Source organism: Streptomyces sp. NPDC046122, from assembly GCF_056429965.1.
The window spans coordinates 582,039-608,876 of record NZ_JBWKLQ010000003.1 but is presented as its reverse complement, the minus strand read 5'-3'; the positions used below and the strand labels follow the sequence as shown (position 1 = coordinate 608,876).

Below are 26,838 nucleotides of genomic sequence, written 5' to 3'. Positions count from 1 at the left end.
GCGCGGCATGGGCGAGGTCGAGGCGGACCGGGTACGGGCGGCCCACGCGGTCGAGAGGCACGAGGCGACGTACGACCCGGAGAACGTCTCCACCGCACCGCCGGCGTCCTGCCCGTCGACGCCCAGCCGGACGACCCGGCACGCGGTGGGGTTCTCAGTAGGCGTTGCGGCGCCGCAGGCCGAAGGGCCGGCCGTCCGGGTCGACGAGCAGACGGTAGAGCGGCATGGCCAGCACCTTCTCCGGCCGCGAGAGGTCCGGTGGGCGGTACGTCCGCAGCCGTCCGGGCGGCCGGGGCCCCCGCCGGCCGCCGTCGTGCCAGGCGTCCAGCGCGGCCGCGCTCGCCGCGAAGGCGTCGAACGCCGCCACGGGGTCGCACAGGGCGTCCGGGGCGTCGGGGGCCTCGGGTTCCTCCTGGTCCAGGTGCTCACGCGACAGTTCCAGACGCAGGTTCCTCGCGTAGACGCGCGCGCCGTCCCCGAGCCCAGCGGGGTCGCGCGGTGCGCGCGGGTCGGCGGTCTCGTCCAGTACGGCGCAGTCGAGTTCGGAGTCGTGGGTCCATGAGCGGAGGTTGATGTTGTCGGAGCCCACCGACGCCCAGACGTCGTCGATCACACACACCTTCGCGTGCACGTAGACGGGTGTCCCGGCGTGGTTCTCCAGCCCGTACACCGCGACGCGCCCCTCTCCCCCGCGCCGCAGCTTCCCCAGGGCGGCGATCCGGCCGACCAGGTTCATCGGCAGGGTGATCCGGCCGTCCTGCTCGGGGACGGAGGGGATGACCGCGACGAGGCGCAGCCGGGGGTTGTCGGCCAGCGCCTCGGCGAAGAACTTCACCACGTGCGGGGACCACAGGTACTGGTCCTCCAGGTAGATGAGCGCGCGGGCCCGCCGCAGCGCCTTGAGGTAGCCGCGCGATGCTGCGTTCGCCGTCGGGAGCGAACTCGTACCCGCGCAGCAGCCGGTTCGGGTACGTGCGCAGCAGCTGGACGGTGCGCGCCGCAGGGCGGGGGATCGGCCAGCTGGGGCGGCAGGGGGTCCGCGTCGGTGTCCTCCCGGTGGGCGCGCTCGCGCAGGCGGGTGACGGGGCTGCGGCTGAGCGGCGACGGGTCTTCCCAGCGTTCGCGGAAGCACGCCTCGACGTCGCCGACGACCGGTCCGCGCAGGGCGAGCTGGATGTCGTGCCAGGGCGGACGCGGTCCGTACGCGGCGGAGATGGGCTGGGCCTGCGGGTCTCCGCAGTGGGCGGCGTCGTCGTTGCGGTTGTGGCACAGGTCGGTGCCGCCGGCGTACGCGACGTCGAGCTCGGGGCGGCCGGGGTGCCGGAGGACGACGAGCTTCTGGTGGTGAGACCCTCCGGGGCGTACGCGCATGTCGAGCAGGCACTCTCCGCCCGCCGCTTCGATCTCCTCGCCGAGATGGCGGTTCTCGGTCTCGCTGAACTGGAAGCGGTCCAGGTGGGACCGCCAGACCAGCCCTTTGACGATCACCCCGCGCTGAGCCGCCTCACCCAGCACGGCGGCGATCTCGGTGCCCGGGCCCGCGAGGCGCTCGTCGGGGTCGCCGCGCCAGTCGGTGAACAGGAGGAGATCACCGGCGCGCTGCGAGCGGATCGCCACGAGGAGCTCTGCGAAGTACGTGGCGCCATGGACCAGGGGCCGCGCGTGGTTGCCGTCCGACCAGGCGGCCCGGTCCGGTCGGCGGCTGTCCAGGCGGGTCGCGGCATTGCCGCGTTCGCCGGCGGTCAGGAGCCAGTCGGTGCGTTCCACGGCCAGGGCCCCCCGCCCGATCGGGGGTGTCGGTTCTCCGCGCCGGGCGGGTACCCGGCTCCCGCCGGCTCACCCCGGGGTGTCGCCGGCATCCGTCTCAGGGCGCCCGTGGCTGCCCTGCCACCAGGCCGGTCCGCCGATGGACCACACGTCGCCCGCCCGGACTCGTCCGGATCCGGCTCCGCCCCGTGCCGTCGGCTGCGATCGGACCACCTACCGGACTGCGGGGATCGAGCCGGGGACGTCAGGCCGGTGGGGCCTGCAGGGGGTGCGCGGCCAGCGCCTCGGCCGCGGTGTGCAGGTTGGCGGCCATGGCACGGCCGGTCCGGTGCGCCCAGTCGTGCCCGCGTTCGTCATCCAGGTAGTCGGGGCCCGCGCCCGGGCCCAGGTGCCAGTACGTCCACGCCTGGCCCGGAATGGTGTACCCGATGTCGCCGAGGGCTCCGCCGATCTCGCTGATGACGTGGTGAGCGCCGTCCTCGTTGCCGGTCACGACGACGCCGGCGACCCGGTTGTACGCCACCGGGCGGCCCTGGTCGTCGGTTTCGGAGAGCATGGCGTCCATCCGCTCCAGCACCCGCTGCGCTACCGAGGACGGCCGGCCGAGCCAGGTCGGGGACGCGATGACGAGGATCTCGGAGTGCAGCAGCTGCTCGTGCACCCGCGGCCAGTCGTCCCCCTCCCCCATGTCCGACGTGACACCGGGCAGCAGGTTGAGGTCCACGGCCCGCACCGACTCCACGCTCACCCCGCGCGACACCAGTTCCGCCGTGACCACCTGGGCCAGTGCCTCAGTGTTCGACGGCTCGGGGGACGGCTTCAGGCTGCAATTGATCATGAGAGCTCGCATGTCTGGTCGACTGCCCTGCCACCTCGTTCGTAACCACCGCCGGCGCCCCGCCGGCATCCGTCGGCGCCCGGCGGCGCCGGGCGGCTCGCGGGGCCGCTGTCGGCGGACCGGGCGTAAACCTCCGGTTTTCCGTTTTCCTCCGGGTGGCTCACGCCGATTCGCCCCTTCAGACGCGACGGCGTCTCATGGAGACAGCGAGCGGGCCGGTCCCGCTCGCCGTGAGCGAAGAGAGGCACGCCGATGTACGAGATGCGCGCCGAGTCGACCGTCGGCAGAGGCGAACTGATCTGGCACGTCATCCGCAAGGATGTGGAGCCCAGCGCCCTGTGCGGGCGCTTCCTGACGCAGGTGTCGCCGACAGCGCTGTTCGCTCAGATCGAGGCCGCGGCGGAACGTTACTGCCCCTCCTGCATGACGGCGTTCAGTACGGCCTTCCGGAGTCATGGCCACTGAGCGTCCGACCACCACGCGCCCCGCGCCCCCGCGTCACGCCGGCGGACGGCTCTGCCCGGCCGAGCGCTGGGGCGTGGACGTGGGGCTCCGGTGGCGGGGAGCGGCCTGCCGTGGCGGCCGGGTGAGGGTGATCTGCCGGACGAGCTGCTGGAAACAGGCCAGCGCCGCGAGCGACGGGAGGGCGGCGGCCGACACGTCCACGACCGTGCGGGGGACCTGGGAGACGCACAGGAGTACCGACACGGTGGAGAAGAGCAGCACGACGCTCCACGAGTGCGCGGCACGGCGCTGGTGGAGTGCGGCGCGCAGGATGGACAGGGACGCGACCATCCAGGGTCCGTAGACGAGCACGGGCCACCACGAGACCGCGCTGCCGGCAGCGCGGCCGCTGGCGAGGTGGCGCAGGGGGTCGTACGTGACCATGCCGCCGAAGACGCACACCATGGAGACGATGACCGCGGCGAGCGCGGCGAGGAAGAAACTCATCGTCCGCAGGGCCCCGGCCGAGCGTTTGCGCGACGGGGCGCGGCGACTGCGGCGGGGCGAGGCGCGCACGGCCGGCAGCTCCGCCGTGATGCGCGTCAGGCCTTCGAGGGGCGCGCCGGCGTCATCGGCCGCAGCGCCATCCGCCGCTGCCTCTGCTCCGGTGACCGTGGGCGCGTCGGGACCGACGGGAGGGGCGGCGGTGTTCGCGTCGGCGGCCAGGGCCTCTTGGAGCAGATGGGCGAGTTCCTCCGCCGGGTCCCACGGCGTGTCGAGCGGACCGAGGGGGTCCAGGGGCGCGGGTTGCGCGTGCCTGGCCCCGCTCCGCGGACGGCCGTCGGCCTGGGGGGACCAGGCTCCAGCGGGACCTGGGCCTTCGCCCGAAGGCCCCACCCGGCTGTGACGCCCGCGCGCTTCATGCATGGCGCGGCCCGCTCGGCCGGCCCCGGTGACCGTCCGCGTCTTCGGCGGCGCCGGACAGACTGACGAATTCGGCCTCGATGCGTCCCAGCTCCGTCAGGAAGACCTCGAGGAGCGGGGACGAGTACCGCAGGTCGACGCACCGGTCGTCGTCGTGCAAGGTCGCGTACCCCTGCTGGGCGAAGCGGGTGCGCGCGGAGGGCGTGAAGACCCACTCCCCCATCCGCACCGCGGGTGAGGCGACATCACTCCTGGGGCTGATCGAGCGAGACACGGGCGAGTCGGCCCGCTGTGCTTTCGTCATATTCCGCCCAACGGTGCGGACATTAGTCAGGATGTGCGGCATTCGGGTGATACGGAAGCATACGAGCGGTTGCGCCCAGGCGGTTTATCGGTTCTGCAGGGGACCTGCGGTGTACGGTGCCCCTCCCGCGGCCCCGCCCGGCCCCGGACCGGTTCCACCCCACCCCGCCAGGTGGTGCGGAACCGGCGGAAGCCGCGGCCGGGGCGATCACGCCCCCGTGCGGGGGCGTCCGGCCGGTGAGCCGCCCCCAACCTACGGCGCGCGCCGGCCGGCGACGACGGACCGGCCCGGAGGTCCGGAGGTGCGCCGGGGGCGCACAGAGGTGTGGACGCCGACCGGGCGGAGCTTCGCGCCGGTCGCCCGCCGGGCGGGCCCCCCGCCCTCCGGCCTGCGCGCCGCCTTCCCGTGACGGCTCGACGCGCGCGTAGCGCAGGGCGCCTCGCCGTCAGGGAATCGCTCGCTCAGCGGGCCCCTTCCGCACACGGCGAGCGCGGCGCGCGGTACGGTCCCTGGGTGGAGCTCGACACGTTCACCGATCTGCTCGACTACCCGATGTACCTGGTGACCGCCGCGACGGCGGACGAACGGGCGGGATGCCTGGTGGGGTTCGCCTCCCAGAGCTCGATCCACCCGCCCCGGTTCGTGGTGTGGCTGTCCCGGGCCAATCGCACGTACCGCGTGGCGCGTCGGGCCGAACACCTGGCGGTACACCTCCTGCGGCGCGAGGACAAGGCGCTGGCCGAGGTGTTCGGCGGCGAGACGGGCGACAGCGTCGACAAGTTCGCACGCGTCGCCTGGGAGCCGGGGCACGGCGGGACGCCTGTGCTGGACGCGGCGTGCGCCTGGTTCGTCGGTCGCGTACGGGACCGTTTCGACGGCGGGGACCACGCGGGGTTCCTCCTGGAGCCGGTGGCCCGGTCCCCGCGCGCGGCGGACCGTCCCCGGTTGCTCCACCTCACCGACGTCACCGACCTGACGCCGGGTCACCCCGCCTGATACGGCCCGCGGAACCTCCGCGGCACGGCCGGCGGGACCGGACCGCCGGCCCCGCCGCTCCGAGCGGGGCCGGCGCCCGGTCCCGCGGCGCCACGCCGCTGCTACCAGATGGACTCGACCCACTCGGGGTGGTCGATGAACGGGTTCCGGTTGTGCTGGTAGGTGCTGTGGATGACCTCGTTGCGGCGCTGCTCGAACGCGTCCGGCGGGTCCTGGAGCGACCACTGCTTCAGGACGCTGAGGCGGCCGATCGCCGGGAGGGAGCCGTTGCCGACCCGGTCGTTGGGTTCGAGGTCCGCGAAGCCGTCGCCGCCGTCGTACCGCACGGCCATGTAGAGGATCATGCGGGCCACGTCGCCCTTGACGGCGTTGCGGGGCTCGAAGCTGTCGGCGTCGGTGTAGTTGCCCGTCGCGCCCGACACGGCGCCGCCGCCGTTGTCGAAGTCCTTGTTGCCGCGGATGCTGTTGACGGTGACGTCTTCCGGCCGCAGGTGATGCAGGTCTGTGCCGGGCCCGGTGGAGGTCCCGAAGTCGCCGTGCGACTTGGCCCACACGTGCTCCCGGTTCCAGTCGCCGGCGCTTCCCCCGTTGCGGGTCTTGGCGATGGACTTGCCCGTGTACAGCTCGATGACGTTCGCGGTGTTGGCCGGGTCCTGATCGGTGTTCTTCAGGGCTGTCCACACCTGGTCGTACGTCACCGTGGACTGCGAGCTGATGATCGTGTGCAGCGCGCTCTTGAGCGCGGCGCCGGTCTTGCCTTCCGCGGCCGCGTAGTACGAGTCGACGTCCGCAGCGGCGGCGGTCGACGCGCTGCCGGAGACCGGAGCGACGGAGCCGGCCTGCGTGGGGGATGCTGCGGCCACGCCTATGGATGCGGCGGCAACCAGGGCGGCGGCCCATCTCAGAGTGATGCGACGGGACATGGGGATGGTGTCCTCTCACAGGCGCCCGATGGGGCGGGCGATCTCGACGGTGGTCGGACCCTGCCACACCGCGGGCAACTTCGGATGACATCCACGCAACAACCACAATTCAAGATCACAACTGTTCACCGGCCGCCACGTCGTCCCGTGTACGCGGGAGTAACCCTCCGACAGCCGGTATGACAAGCTGCGTCCGTGGACGAGCAGCTCCGACTGCGGCACCGGACATGGGCCGAACTGGACCCGGCAGGCCGCACCTTCGACCCGGATGCCGCGTACGACGTGGTGGCCGCGGTCCCGATGCCGGAACAGGACGCCGACCGGATGCAGGGCTTCCGGTACGAGGAGGCCGTGACCCGCGCCCTCGCCGACCGCTTCGGCATCTGGGTCGTCGGCTGGAGGGCCTCGACGCACTACGGCGGTCCTGTCGCGTCCTGGTGCTGCGACGTCCACTCGGTCACCACCGAGGAGGAGACCCCGGACCGCGTCGTCGACGCTCTGGAGGAGTGGTGGTACTGGCTGCGGGAGCTCGCCGAGAAGTTCGCGCGGCTCTCCCCCGCCCCCGACGCCCCGGCGGAGGACCGGCAGTGGGCGTGGGAACGGGCGGCCGCTCGGCTGGTGACGGTCGTACTCGACCGCACCTCCTGCGAGGCGGGCTGGTACGGACACTGCGAGCTGGTGCTGGGCTGGTACCTGGAGAGCAACGGCGTTTCGCCCGCGCGAGCGGAGGAGTGGGTGGAGCGAGCGGTGGGAGGCCGGTTCAAGAGCTGGACGGATCCGGGACCGCTGCTGGTCGGTGACGTGGCGGAACGGATCGCCGCCCATGCGGACCGCTGACGCCGCCGGGCCCGACGCCCTGCTGGTGTGGCAGGACGTGCGCGAGCGGGTCGGCTGGGCCCGGGCCTGCCCGGACGTGACCGGCCCGGTGCGCGGCGCCCGCGACGGCATCGCGGATCACGCCGCCGCGTCCGGACCCGCGCGGGGCGAGGAGCGGGCCGCGCGGCTGGGAGCGGCCTGGCGGCTGGCGTACGCCGACGCGTGCGCCGGCCGCCGGCTCGACTTCGAGCGGCTCGCGGCCCGGCAGCGGACCGTACTCGGCGTTCCCCGGGCGGTGTTCCGCACCGGCACGGCCTTCGCGAAGGGGGGACGGGAGCGCTACGGGCTGCACGACGACACGGAGCAGCGCTTCGCGGCCTGCCTCGCCCAGAGCCGCGAGCCGGCCGTCCCGCTGCCCGCGCGAGCCGCCCGCCTGTACCTCGACGTCGCCTTCTTCCACCCCTTCGAACGACGGCAACGGCCGCGCCGCGCTGCTGGCCCTCGGTCATCTCCTCGCGACCGAAGGCGTCGTGCTCGGGTGGGTCGCCCCGATCACGGTGGCCCGTTACGCCGACGACGCGCGAGCGGCGGCCGAACTGGCCCACGTCACGCACCTGCTCGTCCTCAGGACGGCTGCCGGCGCCCGGACCACCGGCGGTGGCGTAGAGCGGACACGAGGGCGAGCCGGCCGGCCGGAAGCCGGTTGACAGCGGGGGGCCTGCTGGGGCCAGTGGCCCCTACGTGAGGACGCGGGTGGGGCACGTCCTGTCGCTCAGGCCGTCCGGCCGGCCCGTGAGCCCCAACCGCCACGCGCCTTACGGCAGTTCACAGGACCGGTGAGGGCACGGCCGTGAACGAGACGTCTGCGGCGTGGGCGGCTATCTCGACCTCGTCGCCAAGGGCCCATTCCGCGACGCGTGAGACCACGGCGGCGGGGACGGCCTCGCTGATCCCGGGCGCCGCCGGGATGTTCTGCGTGGCGTGGGCGTCGTGCGGGACCACGACCCGGTACCCCAGCGCCAGCGCCGTGCGGGCCGTCGCCAGCACGCACATCTCCGACATGACTCCGCAGACGGCGAGCTCCCGTACCCCCGCGCCGGCGAGCACGCTTCCCAGCGAGGTGCCCGCGAACCCGTCGTCCTCGGGCTTGCGGATCACCACCTCGGCGGGACCTGTCTCCACCGGGTGGTGGAGCTCCCAGCCGGGTGTGTGCGGCTCGTCGTCCGCTCCGGCCGGACCGTCGTTCTGGATGTGGACCACGAGCGCGCCGCTCCTGCGCGCCCGCGCGATCAGGTCCGCCGTGCGGTCCACGAGACGGCCCGCGTCCGGCACCGCGCCGTCACCCCGCACGAACGCCGACTGCACATCCACCACGAGCAGAGCCTCCACGGGCTTCCCAGCATTGATCACACCGCCATCATGGCCGTCGGCACCACGTGCCCGCACATGATTTCCAACCGGCCCCGCCTGGACGGCAGTCCGACCGCCCTCCTGACGCTCCGCGCGCTCCGGCACGTTACGAGCCGTCCTCGCCGGGGCAGTGCGGCGCGACACCGTGACGGGCCCTGCCCAACCGGCGCTGCCCTCCGCGACCGTGCTGCCCGCGCTCACGGCGGCAGGTGCGTCGCCGTCAGAGACCGGCTCCCTCGCGTCCCGCGGCTACTACCGCCCCGAGCCCCCGCGTGCGGTAGCTGTCGGCGTCGAGGGTGACCACCTCGGCGTGGTGGGCCAGTCGGTCGACCGTGGCCGAGGCGATCCCGGCGTCCTGGAAGATCTCCTCCCAGCGCCCGAACGGCCGGTCGCTGGTGACGATCAGTGAGGCCCGTTCGTAGCGGTGGGAGACAAGCTGGAAGAGGAGGTGGGCCGCTTCCCCTTTCAGGGGCGCGTAACCGAGCTCGTCCACGATCAGCACGGGGTAGTCGTCCAGCCGAGCGAACTCCTTCGCGAGCCGGCCGACGGCCTTCGCCTCGCCGAGGCGTGCGGCCCACTCGGCCGCCGTGGCGAACAGCACTCGGTGGCCCGACTGGCAGGCCCGTACGCCCAGTGCGACGGCCAGGTGCGTCTTGCCGGTCCCCGGAGCGCCGAGGAAGACCACGTTGCGCCTGCTGCCGACGAAGTCGGCCTTGCCCAGCCGGGCGAGCGTCTCGGGTCCCGGCGAGCGCAGGAGACTGTCGTCGAACATCTCCAGGGCCTTGCGCGCGGGGAAACCGGCCGCCTCGATCCGCGCTTCGGCCGCGCTGCCCGGCTCGTCGGGCGCAGCGTCCCGCTGGCGCGGCAGGACGACCGGCTGCGGGACGGCGGCGGCCTGCCCCCGGTGCTCGTGCGAAGCCATCGGGCCGGACATGTACGCGAGGATCGCGGCCGAGGCGATGAACGCCATGTGGATCACCGTCCCCCACAGGAGGTCGTGCTGGGGCGTGTGGTGCACGTCCACGAACATCTGCAGCAGGTGGACCGACGAGATGCCCACGATGGCGGTGGCAAGCTTCACCTTCAGGACGTTGGAATTGACGTGCGAGAGCCATTCCGGCTGGTCGCGGTGGCCCTGGAGTCCGATACGGGAGACGAAGGTCTCGTACCCGCCGACGATCACCATGATCAGCAGATTGGCGATCATCACGACGTCGACCAGTTTGAGAACGGCGAGCATGACATGCGTTTCGTCCGCCCGCCCGCTGACCACATGGTCGATGAGGTGCCACAACTCGTTGAAGAACTTGTATACATAGACCCCTTGTGCGGCCACCAGGCCGAAATACAGCGGAGCTTGCAGCCATCGGGTGGCGAACAGCGCGCATCCGAGCGTGGTCATGGTCGGTGGGGGCGAGGCGGGGTGGGACACAGGACCTCCGGCCGTGGGAGAGGTTCGTATTCTTGTGGTCCACGGCCGAAAATCTGAATTCGCACCACCCGTTGGGGTTAATAGAATTCCAGTAGGACAGCCCTCGGCGCACCCGGGGCGACGCGCGGCCCGCCCGCCTACACCGGCTGGGGGGCGAAGGACATCAGCTCGTCCGCGCCCGGCTGGACGACGGCGCACGTGGCCTCGGGGAGCTCGTTCCAGACGCCCGGCAGGTCGCCGAGCGGCTCGGACACGATGAGGCGCGTGTCGGGCGAGACATCCCTCAGGAACGCGAGGTCGGGGTGGAGCTCGCGTACGGTGGCCGCCCGGGTGCTGTAGAACAGCGACCGCGACCGCATCTGGCTGGAGTACCGGAAGGCCCACAGCCGCTCACTGTCGGTCACCGCGACGGTCATCTGGAGCGGGAACTCCACCCCGTGCTCGTGCCCCATCTCCTCGACCAGGCCGGCCATGCGCGCCACCGCGCCCGGGGCGTCCTGATCCAGGCCCAGGGTGATGGCCAGGTAGAACATCACCTCGGAATCCGTCGAACCCTCGAGCGACGAGAACAGGGCGGGGTCGATGGCCATGCACAGGTCGCGCCGCATCCGGTGGAAGTCGGTGATCACGCCGTTGTGCATCCACATCCACCGGCCGTGACGAAAGGGGTGGCAGTTCGTCTGCTGGACGGCCGTTCCGGTCGAGGCCCGGACGTGGGCGAAGAACAGCGGCGAGCGGACGTGGTCGGCGATCTCCTGGAGGTTCCGGTTGTTCCAGGCGGGGCCCGTGTCCCGGACGATGGCGGGAGTGGCGGCGCCGGATCCGTACCAGCCGATACCGAATCCGTCGCCGTTGGTCGTCTCCACGCCCATCCGCGAATGGAGGCTCTGGTCGATCAGGGAGTGAGCGGGCTTGTACAGGATGTCACCCAGCAGTACGGGAGTCCCGGAGTAGGCAAGCCATCGGCACATGGAGCACACTCCCTGCCTCGACGCAGTTTCCCCTGGCGGATGCCCAGCGGGACCGCCGGGAAACGGGTCTCCTCAGGTACCGGGCTTGCGGCCGTAGACGAAGACGTCGTCGCCGTTTCGGAGCATGTTCCAGTACTTCGAGGCGTCACCCTTGGTCATGTTCACGCACCCGTGCGAGCCGGGCGGCGCCCAGACGCTGATGCCGACGGAGTGGAAGGCCTGCCCGCCGTCGAAGAACTGGCTGTACGGCATCGGCACGTCGTAGATGCTGGAGACGTGGTCGATGTTGCGCCAGTAGATCTTCTTCAGGCCGGTGCGCGTCTCGTATCCGTTACGGCCGGTGCGCACCGGGACCGGTCCGTACTTCAGCTCCCTGCCGTCCTGGATCCAGCTGAGCTGGAGCGTCAGGTCGACGCAGGCGATACGGCCCTTGTTCGTCGGGCAGTTTCCGGCTCGGTTCGGGTTCGTCCCTACGGCCTTCTGCTTGTTCATGAGATTCATGACGCCCCAGGTGACGGGGCCCGCATAACCGGCGTTCGGGCTGATCGAGTGTTTCGTCTGGAATGCCTGGATCGCCCGGCAGTCTGCCGCCGACTGCCTTCCGTCGACCGGCCGGCCGAGGAACTTCTCCACCTGCTTCTGGTGGGGACCGGTCTGCGTCGTGCACGAGGCGGCCTGAGCCGGCGCGGCGCCCATCGCCACCGTGAGCGGAGCCACCAGCGCGGTAATTCCGGCTGCCACGATTCCTCTTCGGCGTATGTCCCTCACTGCGTCCGCCTCCCTGAGCGCCCGTGATTCACGTTTCGCCTAATAGACGGCGGAAAAGCGGCCGCAGTTGCACAGAAGAAGGAGACAGTTCGGTAACCGGCTCAGCGCGGTGAGGTGACGGCGCCGGGCACGAGGGCCCAGATGCACTTGCCGTCCGTGTGCGTTTCGACACCCCATCGCGAGGTCAGCCGGTCCAGAATGTGCAGCCCGAATCCGCCGACGCCGCCGTCGAGGTCGGGAACGCGCCGGGAGGGCGGTTTGGGGCTGGCGTCGCGGACGGTCAGGCGGACGCCGTCGTCGGTCGGGGCCATGTGGAGCCAGGCGTCCGTGCCGGCGTGTCGGTGGGCGTTGGTGACCAGCTCGGAGACGAGGAGCACCACGACCTCGATGCGTTCCGCCGGCCAGCTCCACGCCTCCAGCGTTTCCCGCGCGAGATCGCGGGCACGGCCGAACGCGCCGGGCCCCTGAGCGATACACCAGCCGTGGCCGGTCACGGCGTCAGACATCGCTTTCGCGCGTCCGTCTGGAAATGATCACGTCCATGGGTCCCTCGGCCGAACTCCAATGATGGGGCAAAGGCTACGGGATTGACGGCGGATTCCGTCAGGCCCTCGCATCGAGCCCCCGTCCGCCCCTTTTGCCCGGCCACTCCCCCGCCCGCCCTACCCCAAGTCGTCAGCGTGCGGAGCGTGGTGGGGATTTTCCCGGTTGTTCAAATGGCCCGATCGGGGCAGACGGCAGCAATAGATGATCTTCACACTGCCGCATTCAGGGGTGACCTTCACATATGACCATATCCATGCGCAGGCCGGGACGGACCGAGCGGAGAAGGGCATTCAGCCTCCGGCAGACGATTCTCTGCTTCGGCCTGGTGGCCGTCGTGCTGTGCGGCGCCGGGCTCACCGTCAGGCTCGCCGTGCGAACCGCCGACAGCCGTCCGCTCGTTGCCGTGGGTGTCGCGGTCGCCGTCGCCTGGGCGGTGGCGGCCTCGCGCAGGGCACGCGGGCGCCGGAGTGCGGCGCGCGTCGCCGAGGCCGTGGTCGACGCCACGTACGAGATGGCCGAGGGCGCCTCGGCCGAGGCGCGGCGCGAAGCTCCCACGACCGTCCTGGTGACGGAGGGGCAGGCGGCCGTGGAAGTCCCCGTCGAGACCTTCGCCGCCGCGGACTACGCCGCCATGGACCCGGCGGACTTCGAGCAGGCCGTCGCCGCGCTGTGCGAGCGGGACGGCTGCCGGGGCGTCGAGGTCGTCGGAGGAGCCGGGGATCTCGGCGCCGACGTCGTGGGCACCACGCCCGACGGACGGCGCTTCGTCATCCAGTGCAAGCGCTACGGCCCCATGAACAAGGTCGGCTCCCAGGACGTCCAGCGCTTCGGCGGCACGTGCTTCGCGGTGCACGAGGCCCAGGTCGCGGCCGTCGTGACCACCGGCGAGTTCACCCAGCCCGCCGCCGAGTACGCCGAGCAGTGCGGGATCCTCTGCGTCGACCACGCGGGGCTCGCGGCATGGACCGACGGCACCGGCCCGGCCCCCTGGGAGGCGCAGGTGGGAGCGTCCGCCGGCGATTGCCCCTGATTCATTGCCGTACAGCATGAATACAAAATTAAAGCCAGGGCACACCGTCGTGGGAACACGCTCTACCAGGGAGGGACAAAGACATGACAGCGACTTCCGCCCAGGCCGACACCGACGCCACGCGGGCCGCGGCCCCGTCAGGCGTCGGTTCACCGGCCGGTGCCGAGGAGTTGCCTTGGATCGAGGACGCGGGGAAGGTCGCCCCGAAGGACGCTCGAGCACTGTCGAAGCTGTTCTTCGAGCGGCTCCAAGTCCTTGAAGAGGGCACTCACGAGTACCAGTACGCCCGCAACACCCTCGTCGAGATGAACCTCTCTCTCGTGCATTTCTCCGCGCGCCGGTTCCGCAACCGCGGCAGCGGCGAGATGGAGGACATCATCCAGGTCGGGACCATCGGTCTCATCAAGGCCATCGACCGGTTCGACCTCTCGCGCGAGGTCGAGTTCACGAGTTTCGCCCTCCCCTACATCATCGGGGAGATAAAGCGCTTCTTCCGTGACACCTCGTGGGCCGTCCATGTTCCCCGGCGGCTGCAGGAACTGCGGGTCGAGCTCGCGAAGGCCAAGGAGCGCCTCTCCCTCGACCTCGGCCACGAGCCGACCGTCAAGCAGCTCGCCGACCACCTCGACCTCAGTGAGGAAGAGGTCATAGAGGGCATAGTCGCCTCGAACGGCTATGTGGCGGGCTCCCTGGAGACGCCCAGCGACGGCGGCGACCACGGCGAGGGGGCGCGGACCGTGGCCGACGTGCTGGGCGAGCCGGACCCCGCCATGGAGACGATCGAGGACCTGCACACGCTGGCTCCCCTCCTGGACAAGCTCGAGGACCGGGAACGCCGTCTCATCGAGATGCGTTTCGGCCAGGAGCTGACACAGGCCCAGATCGGGGAGCACCTGGGCGTCTCGCAGATGCAGGTCTCACGCCTGCTCAGCCGTACGATCGCGAAGCTTCGGGCGGGCATGCTCGCCTGACCCTCCGCCCCTGCCGGGCCGACCGGACAGGCCGCCGCAGGGCCATGAGCCACTCCGTGGGCGCTCATGGCCCTGCGGCGGCCGTACGCGTGCGCGCCCGGGTGGGCGCGCCGTCGGCCGGCGGGCGGCCACGGGGCCCGACGGTCGCGCGCAGGACTGTCCCGCGCCGGGTTTCGGCCGGGGCCCGGGCGTACAGAAACCACTGCGGGGCCGGCGGCGCACCAGAATGCTTGCCGCATAGCAACTGTGGCAGGATGAGTCCGACCGTACATCCGGACCATTCGGCCCAGATTCGCCGCGGTCGGTTCCCTGACGGTCGGTCCACGGGGGCTTGCAGAACGAGGGGCGGGAAAACACGATGGCTGTGGGCCAGGGGCAGGGAAAGCGTGCCGCGGTACGGGTACGAGACGCCGAGCGGAACGGCACCGCCGGGGCCGTGGGCGAGCCGGAGCTGCGGCAGCTGCTCGCCGGCCTGACCGCGGTGCGCGACGGCGACTTCGGCACCCGCCTGCCGGCGGACAGTGACGGGCTCCTCGGGGAGATCGCCAGCGTCTTCAACGGCATGGTCGACCAGCTGTCGCTGTTCACCTTCGAGGTGACACGCGTCGCGCGCGAGGTCGGCACCGACGGCAGGCTCGGCGGCCAGGCGCACGTACCCGGCGTGGACGGTACGTGGAAGGACCTCACGGACTCCGTCAACGCCATGGCCGGCAACCTCACGACCCAGGTGCGGGACATCGCCCAGGTGGCGACCGCCGTGGCCAGGGGCGACCTCTCGCAGAAGATCACCGTGGACGCGCGCGGGGAGATCCACGCGCTGAAGAAGACCATCAACACCATGGTCGACGAGCTGTCCGCGTTCGCCGACGAGGTGACCCGGGTGGCCCGCGAGGTCGGCACCGACGGCCGCCTCGGCGGCCAGGCGCAGGTCCCCGGAGTCGGCGGGACCTGGCGCGACCTCACCGATTCGGTGAACTTCATGGCCGGCAACCTCACGGCGCAGGTGCGGTCCATCGCCCAGGTCGCGACCGCCGTGGCCCAGGGCGACCTCACGCGCAAGATCGATGTCGACGCGCGCGGCGAGATCCTCGAACTCAAGACCACCATCAACACGATGGTCGACCAGCTCTCGTCCTTCGCCGCCGAGGTCACGCGCGTCGCCCGCGAGGTCGGAACCGAGGGACGGCTGGGCGGCCAGGCGGACGTCAAGGGCGTCTCAGGCACCTGGAAGGACCTCACCGAGTCCGTCAACGTGATGGGCGACAACCTGACCGCACAGGTGCGGTCCATCGCCCAGGTCACGACCGCCGTCGCCCAGGGCGACCTCTCGCAGAAGATCCGCGTGGACGCGCGCGGCGAGATCCTGGAGCTGAAGGAGACCATCAACACGATGGTCGACCAGCTCTCCGCGTTCGCCGACGAGGTGACCCGGGTGGCCCGCGAGGTCGGCACCGAGGGCAACCTGGGCGGCCAGGCCACCGTGCGCGGTGTGTCGGGCACGTGGAAGGACCTCACCGACAACGTCAACGTCATGGCGTCCAACCTCACCAGTCAGGTGCGGTCCATCGCCCAGGTCGCGACCGCAGTGGCCCGCGGCGACCTGTCCCAGAAGATCACCGTGGAGGCGAAGGGCGAGGTCGCCGCGCTCGCCGGTGTGATCAACACCATGGTGACGACGCTCTCCGCGTTCGCGGACGAGGTGACCCGGGTGGCCCGCGAGGTCGGCACCGAGGGCATTCTCGGCGGTCAGGCGCAGGTGCCGAACGTGGCGGGCACCTGGAAGGACCTGACCGAGAACGTCAACTCCATGGCGAACAACCTGACCGACCAGGTCCGGAACATCGCGCAGGTGACCACCGCCGTGGCCCAGGGCGACCTCACGCGCAAGATCGATGTCGACGCGCGCGGCGAGATCCTCGAACTCAAGACCACCATCAACACGATGGTCGACCAGCTCTCGTCCTTCGCCGCCGAGGTCACGCGCGTGGCCCGCGAGGTGGGCAGCGAGGGCCGCCTCGGCGGCCAGGCCGAGGTCGAGGGCGTGTCCGGGACGTGGAAGCGCCTGACGGAGAACGTCAACGAGCTGGCCGGCAACCTCACCCGGCAGGTACGTGCCATCGCCGAGGTCACCGGCGCCGTGGCCGAGGGGGACCTCACCCGCTCCATCACGGTGGACGCGTCCGGTGAGGTGTCCGAGCTCAAGGACAACATCAACTCCATGGTGGAGTCGCTGCGCGAGACCACCCGGGCCAACCATGAGCAGGACTGGCTCAAGACGAACCTGGCGCGCATGTCCGGCCTGATGCAGGGCCGTCGCGACCTCAAGGTCGTGGCCGAACTCATCATGGACGAGCTCACGCCGCTCGTCGGGGCGCAGTACGGCGGCTTCTACCTCGCCCAGGAGCAGGGCGGCGTCAGCGAGCTGGAACTCATCGGCTCGTACGGTCATCCGGGCGACGCCTCGGACACCGGGAGCCCGGTGCGCTTCCGGTTCGGGCAGTCGCTGGTCGGGCAGGCGGCGCGCAGCCGCCGTACGATCGCGATCGACGAGCTGCCGGCCGGATACATCACGATCTCCTCCGGCCTCGGGTGCACCGATCCCGCCAGCCTGATCGTGCTGCCCATCGTCGTCGAGGGCCAGGTGCTCGGCGTGATCGAGCTGGCCTCGGTCACCGCGTTCACCCAGGTGCACCGCGACTTCCTCGACCAGTTGATGGAGACGGTCGGGGTCAACGTCAACACGATCGTGGCCAACGCCCGCACCGACGAGCTCCTCGGCGAGTCCCAGCGCCTGGCCGCGGAACTCCAGGCCCGGTCCGGGGAACTCCAGGTGCGCCAGGAGGAGTTGCAGAACTCCAACGCGGAGCTGGAGGAGAAGGCCGCTCTCCTGGCCTCGCAGAACCGTGACATCGAGACGAAGAACCTGGAGATCGAGCAGGCCCGCCAGGAGCTGGAGGAACGCGCCCGGCAGTTGTCGCTGGCCTCCAAGTACAAGTCGGAGTTCCTGGCCAACATGAGCCACGAGCTGCGCACGCCGCTCAACAGCCTGCTCATCCTGGCGCAGCTCCTGTCGCAGAACCCGACCCGCAACCTGACGCCCAAGCAGGTGGAGTACGCGGGCATCATCCACTCGGCCGGCTCGGACCTGCTCCAGCTCATCAACGACATCCTCGACCTGTCGAAGGTCGAGGCCGGGAAGATGGACATCAGTCCCGAGCGCGTCTCGCTGCGTCGTCTGCTGGACTACGTGGAGGCGACCTTCCGGCCGATGACCGCCCAGAAGGGCCTCGACTTCCGTATCAGCGTCGCGCCCGGCGTGCCGACCGACCTGATCACCGACGACTCCCGGCTGCGGCAGGTCCTGCGCAACCTGCTCTCGAACGCGGTCAAGTTCACCGAGGAGGGGGCCGTCGAACTGCGGATCGCCCCGGCCGCCGACTCGGACGTGCCGCCGCAGGTGCGCGAGCACGGACCGGCCCTGACCTTCCGCGTCCTGGACACCGGCATCGGCATCGCCGAGCCGCAACTCGAAGCGATCTTCGGGGCCTTCCAGCAGGCGGACGGCACGACCAGCCGCAAGTACGGCGGCACGGGCCTCGGGCTGTCCATCAGCCGGGAGATCGCGCACCTTCTGGGCGGCGCCATCCAGGCGACCAGCGTCCTCGGCGAGGGCAGCACGTTCATCCTGCACCTTCCCGTGGCGAGATTCGAGGAACGCGAGACGGTGGGGGACGAGGACGCGCAGCAGCCGCTGGCGCTGTCCGCGCCCCAGCTCATTCCGGCGCAGCGCCGTCTGCTCGTCATAGAGGACAGACCGCGCGGTCTGCTCTCCCTCGTCGCCGAGAGCGCCGTCGCCGAACTGGCCGAGAACCAGAGCCTCGTCGACGCCCGCGGGCCGGTGCGGCTGCGTACCGCCGTGGGCCCGGAGGAGGCGGCAGCCGCCCTGGCGGCGGAGCCGTGCCACTGCGTCGTCCTGGGACTGGACATGGCCGGCGGCGCCGCCATGCAGCTGCTGGAGGCGCTCAACGGCGACCCCGGCCTGCGTCAGGTGCCGGTGCTCGCCCACCACACGCGGCGCCTGGACCAGCAGCAGGAACGCCGGCTGCTCGAACTGGCCCGTATGAAGCCCCTCGAACTGCTGCCCAGCCTCGACGAGCTGCGGGAGCGCATCGCGCTGCACCTGACGGCCGAGCGGCCGTCCGACGTGCTGCCCCTGGCGCGTTCGGCGGACTCCGCGGCGCTGACGGCGTCCGCCCCGGATCTGGGCGACAGCCCGGACGGTCAGCTGGCGGGCCGCGTGGTCCTGGTCGTCGACGACGACGCCCGCAACGTCTACGCGCTGACCGGGATCCTGGAGATGCACGGTATGCAGGTGCTGCACGCCGACAACGGCCGCAAGGGGCTGGAGGTGCTGTCCCGGCACGACCACATCGAGCTGATCCTGATGGACGTCATGATGCCCGAGATGGACGGGTACGCCGCGACTGCGGCGATCCGTGCCATGCCCGAGCACGCCGACCTCCCGATCATCGCCGTGACGGCCAAGGCAATGGAGGGCGACCGGGAGAAGAGCCTGGCCGCCGGCGCCAACGACTACATCACCAAGCCGGTCGACGCCGATGTGCTCGTCGCCTGCATGCTCCGGTGGCTCAACCGGTGACGCGGCACAACCAGCGGCTCGACGCACTCGCCGCCACCGTCGAACAACTGCGCCAGGACCTGGCCCTGGCGCAGGAGTCCACCGACGCCCGCGCCCTGATCGGGATCGCCACCGGCATCCTCGTCGAGCGCGGCCACGGCGGACCGACGGAGGCGGCGCAGCACCTGGAGACCCTGGCGGAAGCCGCCCGGCTTCCGCTGCTGGAACTCGCGGCGGACGTGGTCAACGCCGCGTCGGGCGACGCCGTCACCGAGGTGCTGCCGCCGACCGCGGCGCACGGGGACAGGCAGGGCGCGCCGGGTGCGGTGCTGCGACTGCGGGCGGCGGAGGCCGGCTCGCTGTCCAGCGATCCGCAGTCCGCCGCGGAGTCGCTGCTCGACAAAGCGCTCGCCCCCCTCGGGGCGGACTCACTGGCGCTGTGGGCGGCCGGACAGGACGGGGCCCTGGTCCTGGCGGGCCACGCCGGTTTCCCGCGCGGGGAGGCGGAGCGGTGGAGGTACGTCCCGCCCGGCGTCGGAACGCTCGCGCAGCGTGTGCTCGGCGCACGCAAGCCGCAGTGGTACGGCAGCCTGCCCGCCGGCTCCCTCGGCATCGGCGTACGCGCCGGCGGAGCCCGGGCCGTGCTGCCCGCGGAGAGCGCCGGCCGCCTCCTCGGCGTACTGGAGATCTGCTGGCCGCACCCGCAGCCGCCGCTCACGCCCGCCACCACCCGGCAGCTCGACGCGCTGGCCGACCTGTGCGCGCACACGCTGCCGGGCGCGGACATGGCGGGCACCTCCACGGACCAGCACCCCGACGACGCCAAGAACGCGCTGGGCGACCTCGCGGACGGGCTGCTCGATCCCGCGCTGGTGCTGCTTCCGCTGATCGACGGCCAGGACGCGGTGTCGGACTTCCGCATCGCGCACACCAACACCCACTTCACCGATCTGGCGGGACGCCCGCGCAGCGCCGTCACCGGCATGAGTCTGCTGGAGGCGTACCCGCTGACCGCCCGCGAGGGCGGTCTGTACGAACACGTCGTGCGGGTCCACGCCACGGGTGAACCGTTTCGCTCCGAGCGGATGGCGCTCGGCACCCTGGTGGCCGACGTCCCGCTCCGGACGATCGCCTCGGTGGGCATGGCCCGGTTCGGCGACGGCGTTCTGCTGACCTGGCGCGTGGAGAGCGAGACGACGCGGCTGGCCGAACTCCTCCAGCACGCGCAGCGGCTGGGACGCATCGGCGGCTTCGAGGAGAACCTCGTCAACCGGCAGGTCATATGGAACAGTCAGCTGTTCTCCCTGTTCGGGCTGCCGCCGACCTCGTCGCCCGTACCGCTGGAAAGGCTGCACAAGCACGCCCACCCGGACGACTCGGTGGCCATCGGCCGCTTCCTGCGTACCCTGATGCACCACCGTCACTCCGCCTCCACCGCCTTCCGGCTGCAGCGCGCCGACGGAGTGGTGCGCCACATCCGTATCGTCGCCGAGCCCGTCATCGGCCCGGTGGGTCAGCTGGTCGCCGTCCGCGGCGCGTACCAGGACGTCTCCTCGCAGCACTGGACCGAGGTCGCGCTGGCCGCGACCCGCGACCGGCTGGCCGACTCGGAGCAGCAGTCCGCCGAACGCAACCGTCTCGCCCTGCAACTGCAGCAGGCGATCATGCCGCCCTCTCCCCCGGCGGTCGACACGTCCGGGCTGCGGGTCGCCGTGCGGTACCGCCCGGCCGAGGAGGGCCACCTGGTGGGCGGCGACTGGTACGACGCCGTCGTGCTGCCGTCGAAGATGGTCATGCTGGCGGTGGGCGACGTCGCCGGGCACGGCATCAAGGCGGCGACCGGCATGGTCGTCCTGCGCAACGCGCTCCGGGGCCTCGCCGCTACCGGCGCCGGTCCGGCGCAGCTGCTCGGCTGGCTGAACTCGGTTGCCCACCATCTGACCGACCAGGTGACGGCCACGGCGATGTGCGGCATCTACGACCCCGACACCCGGCAGTTGCGCTGGGCGCGCGCGGGGCACCCGCCGCCCGTCCTGGTCCGCGGCGGTGAGGCCACCGCGCTGCCGCTGCCGGGCGGCATCCTGCTCGGGGCCGTGGCGGAGGCCCCGTACGAGGAGCACCTCGTGACGCTGCGGGCCGAGGACCGGCTGCTGATGTACACCGACGGGCTGATCGAGCGGCGCGACCTCTCGGTGCAGCAGTCGCTGGAACACCTGTTGTCGATCGCCAAGGATGCGGCCGCGGAGACCGCTGAGCTCGACAAGTACCTGGACCAGTTGCTGACCCACAGCCGTTCGGACACCGACGACGACACGTGCCTGATCGGCGTGCGTGTGCGATGAGTTGAATCTCCCTCAGGGGGAGTTCCTAACGTAGCGGCGAGCGCGGAGCGGCCCGTACGTACGGGTCCCGCGGACCACGGCGTACGAGGAGTGACTCATGACGGCATTCGTCCTGGTGTCGGACACCTTCACCGGCGGCTGGATATGGCACGGGGTGGCCGGACGGCTGCGGGAGGCCGGGGCAGAGGTCCTTCCCGCGCTGCTGACCGGCATGGGTGAGGGCCACCCGCCGGCGGGCCCCGGCACCGATCTGGAGACGCACGTCCAGGACGTGGCGCGGCTGATCGACGGTGCGCGGGCGTCCCAGGTGGTGCTCGTGGGTCACGGGTACGGCATCCACCCGGCGCTCGGCGCGGCCGGCCGGCGCCCGGGGCGGATCTCCCGGATCGTGTACCTGGACGCGGGCATGCCCCAGGACGGCGACCCGGCCGCCCGTCTGGTGGCCGACCAGGCGGTCCGCGAACGGCTGCTGGACCCGGCCGGGCCGATCGGCGGCGATCCGCTCGTCGCCCCGCCGTCGGGCGACGGGTGGCAGCGCTGGGGCAGCACCGCAGGAGTCCCCGCCGAAGCGCTGGAGCGACTGTCGCGCCGGGCCGCACCGCAGCCGCTCGGCACGCTGACCCAGCCGCTGCGGCTGCCGCCGGAGGTTGCCGCGCTGCCGACGACCGGCGTCCTGTGCACGGCGAACGGGTCGAGCATCGCCATGGTCGAGAGGCTCGTGGGCTTCGGCGACCCGCGCCTGCGCACCCTCACCGACCCGCGCGTGACCTTCTTCGAACTCGACACCGGGCACTGGCCGATGCTGTCCTGCCCCGACGAGCTGGCGGGCGTACTGCTGAGGGCCGGGGCGGGAGAAGGCCGCCGTCTGAGCACGGAGGCGGGCGAACAGCCGGCGCATCTGCGGCCGTTCCTGCTGGACGTCGAGCGGCGGCGGCGCGAGCGGACGGGCCGGATCGATCTCCACCTGCCCGACGCCGAGGGCCCCCGTCCGGCGGTCCTGTTCGTCCACGGCGGCCCGGTCCCCGCCGGGGCGCGGCCCACACCGCGGGACTGGCCGGCCCTCGTGGGGTACGGCCAGTACGCGGCGGCCCTGGGAGCGGTCGGCGCGACGGTGGACCACCGGCTGCACGACCTCGCCGACTACGGGCGCGCCGCCCAGGACGTCGCCGACGCGGTCGAGTGCGTACGGGCCGATCCGCGGGTCGACGGGGAGCGCGTCGCGCTGTGGTTCTTCTCCGGCGGCGGGCCGCTGTCGGCGGACTGGCTCGCAGCGCCTCCGCCGTGGCTGCGGTGTGTGGCCGCGACCTATCCGGTCCTCGGGCCGATGCCGGGCTGGGGGCTCACCGATTCCCGGTTCCGGCCGTCGGCCGCCGTCCGGGGAGCGGGGCGGCTGCCGGTCGTGCTGACCCGGGTGGGGCTGGAGCGGCCGGAGATCGCGGCGACGGTCGAGGAGTTCCTGCGCGCCGCCGAGGACTGCGACGCCGCTGTCGAGGTGGTCGACCTGCCGCTCGGCCACCACGGGTTCGAGACCGTCGACCGGACGGAGGAGGCGCGCCGGGCGGTGGAGCGGGCGATGCGGTCCGTGCTCGGGCACCTGGAGCGCTGAGGCGGGCCGCCTGGACGTCGCGGGCGGGCCCGAGGCTCGCCGGCGTACGCGTCCTGGTCCGTCCGGTGCCGCGGCACCGAGAGCGGCGTCACAGAAAACGGCGTATGGGCTGGACGGCCAGTTCGCGGGCGCGCTGGGCCAGCGAGCGTCTCTTCCAGCGGCCCTTTTTGATGAGTTCGCTCACCGCCACGTCGTCGTCGAAATGCGCGTCCAGCGTGGCGGTGAACTCCTCGTCCAGGACGGCGAGCATGACTTCCTCGTCGTGGTCGAGGGAGCGCCGGTTGAAGTTCGTCGAGCCGATGAGCGCGGCGGTACGGTCGACCGTGATCACCTTGGCGTGCATCATCGTCGGCTGGTACTGGTAGATCTTCACGCCGCAGGCGGTGAGTTCTTCGTAGAAGTGCTGACCGGCCAGCTTGCAGACGCGCTTGTCGGTGTGCGGGCCCGGCAGGAGGATCTCCACCTCCACCCCGCGCCGCGCGGTGGCGCAGAGCAGTTCGACGAAGAACGCGTCCGGGGAGAAGTAGGCGGTGCACAGCCGCAGGCGTTCCTCGGCCGACTCCAGCATGACCCGCATGAGGGTCTGCATGTCCTGCCAGCCGAAGCCGGCCGACCCCCGCACCACCTGCACCACCGCGTCGCCCTGCGGGCGGTGCTCGACGAACCGGTCGCGCTCGTCGAAGAGTTCGTCATGGCACTCGGCCCAGTTCTGCGCGAACGCGGCGGCGATGCCGTCCACCGCGGGTCCGGTGACCCGCACGTGGGTGTCGCGCCACTCACTCGTGTCACGGGCGTCGCCGCACCACTCCTCGGCGATCCCCACACCGCCGGTGAACGCGGTCTGCTCGTCGACGACGAGAACCTTGCGGTGGCAGCGGTGGTTCTGCTTGAAGGGGGACAGGCGCAGCGGCTTGCGGAACCACATCACCTGCACTCCGGCCCGCTTCATGGTGTCCAGTTGGTCGGTCTCGATCAGACGGCTGCCGAAGCCGTCCAGCAGCAGTCGCACCCGCACCCCGGCGCGCGCCCGCTCGGCAAGCGTCTCGGCGAACTGGCGGGCGATGTCGCCCTTCCAGTACACGAAGGTCATCATGTCCACGGTGTGCCGGGCGGAGCGGATGCCCTCCAGCATCGCCGTGAAGATCTCGTCGCCGTTGCGCAGGGGGACGACCGCGTTGCCCTCGGTCGCCGCGATGCCTATGAGCCGCTCCAGCCGTCGGCGTATGCGCGCGCTCCGGTCCTCGCCGGACACGGCGGCTTGTGCTCCGAGGGTACTGGCGGTCATCTGCGACGGCTCCTTGGTACTGGTCGGGGACAGGCGGCGGTGCGTTACGGGGCCCTGGCCGCCCGGTCGAGGCGCGGCGTGCGGCCGTCGCGGCCGGGCCTAGGCGTCGCCGTCGGCCCCGGCGCGCTTGGCGGCGCGGCGCCGCAGCCACAGCGGCAGCGCGTACCAGCACAGGCCGAACCAGAGCATGACGCCGCCGACCAGCGTCCCGGCGAGGAAGTTCGGTGCCACGACGCGCAGTATGAGCAGGAGCGTGCAGCCGATGGTGAGGGCGAGGAACACCATGCCGCACATCATCAGGCGGCCGGCGACCTCCACCACGTCGTCCTTCAGCCGCTGGCCCGACAGGAAGCGGTGGATCGACACGGGGGCTATCAGCGACCCGGTGGCCGCCGCGCCGAGGACCACGGTGACGACGTAGACGGCCCGGTCGAACGTGGCGAGATCGTGGAACAGCGGGGTGAAGGCCACGCTGAGCAGGAAGCCGAAGAGGATCTGCACACCTGTCTGCGCGACCCTTGTCTCCTGCAGGATCTCGTTCCAGCGGCGGTTGACCCGCTCGCGCGCGCTCTCGCTCGATGCGTCACGGGGGTCACTGACACCGCCGGCTCTGCAGGCGTCGCAGACGGCTTCTCCCGTCTGCGACTCCACGGTCTGTCCAGTCATGGTCATGGCATCCTCCAGGCTCCAGCACACCAGTTGCCCCGTCCGGACGGATCCATGCGGGTGCGGCCCCGGGAGGAGGGCCACGCCACACGCGACCCGTGCCGTCTGCGACGTGCGGCGTAGCCTGAGACTGAGGGGAAAGGAGCGTGCGGCATGGCCACTCCCGCTGTCACCGCCCAGGACATCCCCCGTACCTCCCCGGCACGAGCGCGTGAGGTCAACGCGGCGGAGATTCGCGCCTCGCTCGCCATGCTGGCCACCCTGGACCGCGAAGCCTGGTCGAAGCCGACGGCGTGCACGGGCTGGACCGTACGGGACATGGTCGCCCACGAGGTGGGCCAGTACGAGGAACTGCCCAAGCCGTGGCTCATGATCACCCGGGTCCGGCGGGCCCGTCGTGCGCACCCCGAGCTCGGCTCGCTCGACGGTCACAACGCGGCCCAGGTCGAGGACCGCGACGGCGTGCCCGGACGCCAGCTGGTCAACGAGCTGGCCCGGATCGCCCCCGGGGCGGTGCGCGCCCTGGACCGGATGCCGTCCGCGATGCGCCGCCGGGTGCGGACCAGCCTGATCTTCCCGGAGGCCAAGCAGCTCGTGGAGGACTCGGTGGAGTACCTGAACAGCGTCCTCGTCGCGCGCGACACGTGGATGCACCGGGTCGACATCAGCGACGCCACCGGGGCCCCGCTCGTCCTCGACGCCCACGACCGCGAGATCGTGAACCAGGTGGTGCTGGACCTGGGACTCGAATGGACCGGCCCGCCCTGTCTGCTGGACCTGTCGGGTCCGGCCGGTGGACGCCACCGGCTCGGGAGCGGACCGCCGGTCCTCACGCTGCGGGCGGACGCGGTCGCGTTCGCCCGTCACCTGGCGGGCCGGCCGCCACGCGGCGAGCTGGAGTTCGAGGGCGACGAGGACGCAGCGGAGGTCCTCAGGGCGGCCCGCGTCATGTTCTGACTCCGGCGGGACACGCGCGTACGAAGAGGGCGGTCATGGGGCGGACACAGCGGAGCGGCGTGGCCGTGACCCGGGAACAGGCGCTGGCTCACCGGGTGGCGGTGCACGGGTTCGCGCGCTCCTCCCCCGCACCGGACGTGCTCGTCCTGGGCGTGCAGGACACACCGAACGGATCCGCCCGGCAGGCCCTGGCCGCACGGGGCGCGTCCGCCGGAGGGCTGGAACGCGTGTGGACGTTCCGCGGCGCGCCGTACCTGCACCGCCGCACCGACCTGCCGGCGCTCGCCGCCGCCCTGTGGCCGGTGGACGACGCCGACGCCACGGCCCGGATCGACACGGCGGTGATCAAGGAAGGGGCGCGCCTCGGCATCGAGGCGTTCCGGGTGACCGCCGAGGCGTTTCGCGCGGTGGTGACCGCGCCGGTGGCCAAGGGCGAGGTCAGTACGGCGGTCAGTGCGGCCGTGCCGGAGTCGCTGACGTACTGGTGCGAGCCGTGCGGCGCGCGGCATATCTCCGGGCTGCTGTTCCAGCAGGCCGGGATCTTCGGGGGCGTCCGCGTCCGGCCGGAGGGCGGCGGGACCGTGCTGGCCCCGCTGGGGGCGGAGTACCCCGTACCGGTCACGGCGTCCGGGACGGCCGGGCTGGTCCGCGCCTATCTGCGTTTCCTCGGCCCCGCCACCCCCGCCGAGGTGGCGAAGCACCTCGGCACGAAGGCGTCGGCCGTCCGGCGGGTGTGGCCGGACGACCTGGCCGAGGTGGTGCTGGACGGCAGGAGGGCGTGGCTGCCCGCCGGTGACCTGGACCCCCTGCTGTCGGCGAGGAGCGGGAAGCTCGTACGACTGCTCCCGCCGGGTGATCCGTTCCTGCAGGCGCGCGACCGGGATCTGGTCGTGCCGGACAGGAACCGGCAGAAGGCGGTCTGGCGTGCGGTCGGCGGTCCGGGGGCGCTGCTGGCCGGCACGGAGATCGCCGGTACGTGGCGGGCCAGAGTGGCCGGCCGCGGGATCGACCTGACCGTCACGCCCTTCGCGCCGCTGCCCTCCGCCGTGCGCCGGGAACTGGAGGCGGAGGCCGACACGGTGGCCGCCGCGCGTGGCGCGGCCGGGGCGCGGCTGCGCATCGTCTAGCGGTTGCCGCCGGCGGACCGCCCCGGGAGCCGGCGGCGTCGCCTGGGATAGCCTGCGGCGATCGATCAAGCTCAGG

23 protein-coding genes are annotated in these 26,838 nt (G+C 71.8%); 10 read left to right on the top strand and 13 right to left on the bottom strand.

What is annotated here, in order from left to right:
- Window positions 1-154: 154 nt before the first annotated feature.
- The 3 genes from AC07FK_RS12055 to AC07FK_RS12045 all read right to left on the bottom strand — a co-directional run bounded on the left by AC07FK_RS12055 (window position 155) and on the right by AC07FK_RS12045 (window position 2,617).
- Window positions 155-838 (bottom strand): phospholipase D-like domain-containing protein, encoded by a 684-nt coding sequence (locus AC07FK_RS12055; protein WP_479104759.1) that lies wholly within the window; start codon window positions 836-838, stop codon window positions 155-157.
- Window positions 832-1,767 carry a phospholipase D-like domain-containing protein gene (locus AC07FK_RS12050; protein ID WP_479104758.1) on the bottom strand — a complete coding sequence of 312 codons (936 nt, stop codon included), beginning with the start codon at window positions 1,765-1,767 and terminating at the stop codon, window positions 832-834. Before AC07FK_RS12050 ends, AC07FK_RS12055 begins: the two co-directional genes overlap by 7 nt.
- Before the next feature lie 244 nt (window positions 1,768-2,011).
- A complete protein-coding gene (locus tag AC07FK_RS12045; RefSeq protein ID WP_479104757.1) occupies window positions 2,012-2,617 on the bottom strand; it encodes a flavodoxin family protein in 606 nt (201 codons plus the stop codon).
- Between the two features lie 240 nt (window positions 2,618-2,857).
- On the opposite strand from AC07FK_RS12045, the gene AC07FK_RS12040 reads away from it, so the two are divergent.
- Window positions 2,858-3,070 carry a hypothetical protein gene (locus AC07FK_RS12040; protein ID WP_479104756.1) on the top strand — a complete coding sequence of 71 codons (213 nt, stop codon included), beginning with the start codon at window positions 2,858-2,860 and terminating at the stop codon, window positions 3,068-3,070.
- Window positions 3,071-3,103: 33 nt separating this feature from the next.
- On the opposite strand, the gene AC07FK_RS12035 is transcribed toward AC07FK_RS12040, so the two are convergent.
- Entirely contained in the window at window positions 3,104-3,976 is an 873-nt protein-coding gene (locus AC07FK_RS12035; RefSeq protein WP_479104755.1) for a DUF2637 domain-containing protein, read from the bottom strand.
- A complete protein-coding gene (locus AC07FK_RS12030; RefSeq protein ID WP_479104754.1) occupies window positions 3,969-4,277 on the bottom strand; it encodes a hypothetical protein in 309 nt (102 codons plus the stop codon). The genes AC07FK_RS12035 and AC07FK_RS12030 overlap by 8 nt, the downstream gene beginning before the upstream one ends.
- A 552-nt stretch (window positions 4,278-4,829) precedes the next feature.
- Between AC07FK_RS12030 and AC07FK_RS12025 the strand changes: the two genes are divergently transcribed.
- Window positions 4,830-5,273: a flavin reductase family protein gene (locus AC07FK_RS12025; RefSeq protein WP_479104967.1), complete on the top strand. Its 444-nt coding sequence runs from the start codon at window positions 4,830-4,832 to the stop codon at window positions 5,271-5,273.
- A gap of 101 nt (window positions 5,274-5,374) precedes the next feature.
- On the opposite strand, the gene AC07FK_RS12020 is transcribed toward AC07FK_RS12025, so the two are convergent.
- Window positions 5,375-6,196 (bottom strand): endonuclease I family protein, encoded by an 822-nt coding sequence (locus AC07FK_RS12020; protein WP_479104753.1) that lies wholly within the window; start codon window positions 6,194-6,196, stop codon window positions 5,375-5,377.
- Between the two features lie 195 nt (window positions 6,197-6,391).
- On the opposite strand from AC07FK_RS12020, the gene AC07FK_RS12015 reads away from it, so the two are divergent.
- Window positions 6,392-7,033: a hypothetical protein gene (locus tag AC07FK_RS12015; protein ID WP_479104752.1), complete on the top strand. Its 642-nt coding sequence runs from the start codon at window positions 6,392-6,394 to the stop codon at window positions 7,031-7,033.
- Between the two features lie 804 nt (window positions 7,034-7,837).
- Here AC07FK_RS12015 and AC07FK_RS12010 read toward each other — a convergent pair.
- The 5 genes from AC07FK_RS12010 to AC07FK_RS11990 all read right to left on the bottom strand — a co-directional run bounded on the left by AC07FK_RS12010 (window position 7,838) and on the right by AC07FK_RS11990 (window position 12,099).
- Window positions 7,838-8,422 (bottom strand): isochorismatase family protein, encoded by a 585-nt coding sequence (locus AC07FK_RS12010; protein WP_479104751.1) that lies wholly within the window; start codon window positions 8,420-8,422, stop codon window positions 7,838-7,840.
- 220 nt (window positions 8,423-8,642) lie between these two features.
- Window positions 8,643-9,824: an IS21-like element helper ATPase IstB gene (istB, locus tag AC07FK_RS12005; RefSeq protein WP_479104750.1), complete on the bottom strand. Its 1,182-nt coding sequence runs from the start codon at window positions 9,822-9,824 to the stop codon at window positions 8,643-8,645.
- A gap of 167 nt (window positions 9,825-9,991) precedes the next feature.
- Window positions 9,992-10,825 (bottom strand): class II glutamine amidotransferase, encoded by an 834-nt coding sequence (locus AC07FK_RS12000; RefSeq protein ID WP_479104749.1) that lies wholly within the window; start codon window positions 10,823-10,825, stop codon window positions 9,992-9,994.
- A 72-nt stretch (window positions 10,826-10,897) separates the two neighbouring features.
- On the bottom strand, window positions 10,898-11,593 hold the full coding sequence (locus tag AC07FK_RS11995) for a L,D-transpeptidase family protein (protein ID WP_479104748.1): 696 nt from the start codon (window positions 11,591-11,593) through the stop codon (window positions 10,898-10,900).
- 101 nt (window positions 11,594-11,694) lie between these two features.
- Entirely contained in the window at window positions 11,695-12,099 is a 405-nt protein-coding gene (locus AC07FK_RS11990; protein WP_479104747.1) for an ATP-binding protein, read from the bottom strand.
- A gap of 293 nt (window positions 12,100-12,392) precedes the next feature.
- Between AC07FK_RS11990 and AC07FK_RS11985 the strand changes: the two genes are divergently transcribed.
- The 5 genes from AC07FK_RS11985 to AC07FK_RS11965 all read left to right on the top strand — a co-directional run bounded on the left by AC07FK_RS11985 (window position 12,393) and on the right by AC07FK_RS11965 (window position 22,727).
- Complete coding sequence (locus AC07FK_RS11985) at window positions 12,393-13,169, top strand: restriction endonuclease (RefSeq protein ID WP_479104746.1); 777 nt, start codon at window positions 12,393-12,395, stop codon at window positions 13,167-13,169.
- A gap of 83 nt (window positions 13,170-13,252) precedes the next feature.
- Window positions 13,253-14,140 (top strand): RNA polymerase sigma factor SigF, encoded by an 888-nt coding sequence (locus AC07FK_RS11980; RefSeq protein WP_479104745.1) that lies wholly within the window; start codon window positions 13,253-13,255, stop codon window positions 14,138-14,140.
- 358 nt (window positions 14,141-14,498) lie between these two features.
- Window positions 14,499-18,800, top strand: a complete 4,302-nt coding sequence (locus AC07FK_RS11975; protein ID WP_479104744.1) for a HAMP domain-containing protein — start codon at window positions 14,499-14,501, stop codon at window positions 18,798-18,800.
- The gene (locus AC07FK_RS11970; protein ID WP_479104743.1) at window positions 18,785-21,121 is read left to right on the top strand and encodes a SpoIIE family protein phosphatase; all 2,337 of its coding nucleotides are present in this window, start codon (window positions 18,785-18,787) and stop codon (window positions 21,119-21,121) included. Before AC07FK_RS11975 ends, AC07FK_RS11970 begins: the two co-directional genes overlap by 16 nt.
- A 97-nt stretch (window positions 21,122-21,218) precedes the next feature.
- Window positions 21,219-22,727, top strand: coding sequence for an alpha/beta hydrolase (locus tag AC07FK_RS11965; RefSeq protein ID WP_479104742.1), 1,509 nt, complete (start codon window positions 21,219-21,221; stop codon window positions 22,725-22,727).
- Between the two features lie 88 nt (window positions 22,728-22,815).
- Here AC07FK_RS11965 and AC07FK_RS11960 read toward each other — a convergent pair whose 3' ends face one another.
- Window positions 22,816-24,012: a phospholipase D-like domain-containing protein gene (locus tag AC07FK_RS11960; protein WP_479104741.1), complete on the bottom strand. Its 1,197-nt coding sequence runs from the start codon at window positions 24,010-24,012 to the stop codon at window positions 22,816-22,818.
- 99 nt (window positions 24,013-24,111) lie between these two features.
- Window positions 24,112-24,678, bottom strand: coding sequence for a DUF6328 family protein (locus AC07FK_RS11955; protein WP_479104740.1), 567 nt, complete (start codon window positions 24,676-24,678; stop codon window positions 24,112-24,114).
- Between the two features lie 153 nt (window positions 24,679-24,831).
- On the opposite strand from AC07FK_RS11955, the gene AC07FK_RS11950 reads away from it, so the two are divergent.
- Window positions 24,832-25,635 (top strand): maleylpyruvate isomerase family mycothiol-dependent enzyme, encoded by an 804-nt coding sequence (locus AC07FK_RS11950; RefSeq protein WP_479104739.1) that lies wholly within the window; start codon window positions 24,832-24,834, stop codon window positions 25,633-25,635.
- A gap of 35 nt (window positions 25,636-25,670) precedes the next feature.
- On the top strand, window positions 25,671-26,762 hold the full coding sequence (locus AC07FK_RS11945) for a DNA glycosylase AlkZ-like family protein (RefSeq protein WP_479104738.1): 1,092 nt from the start codon (window positions 25,671-25,673) through the stop codon (window positions 26,760-26,762).
- Window positions 26,763-26,838: the final 76 nt, after the last annotated feature.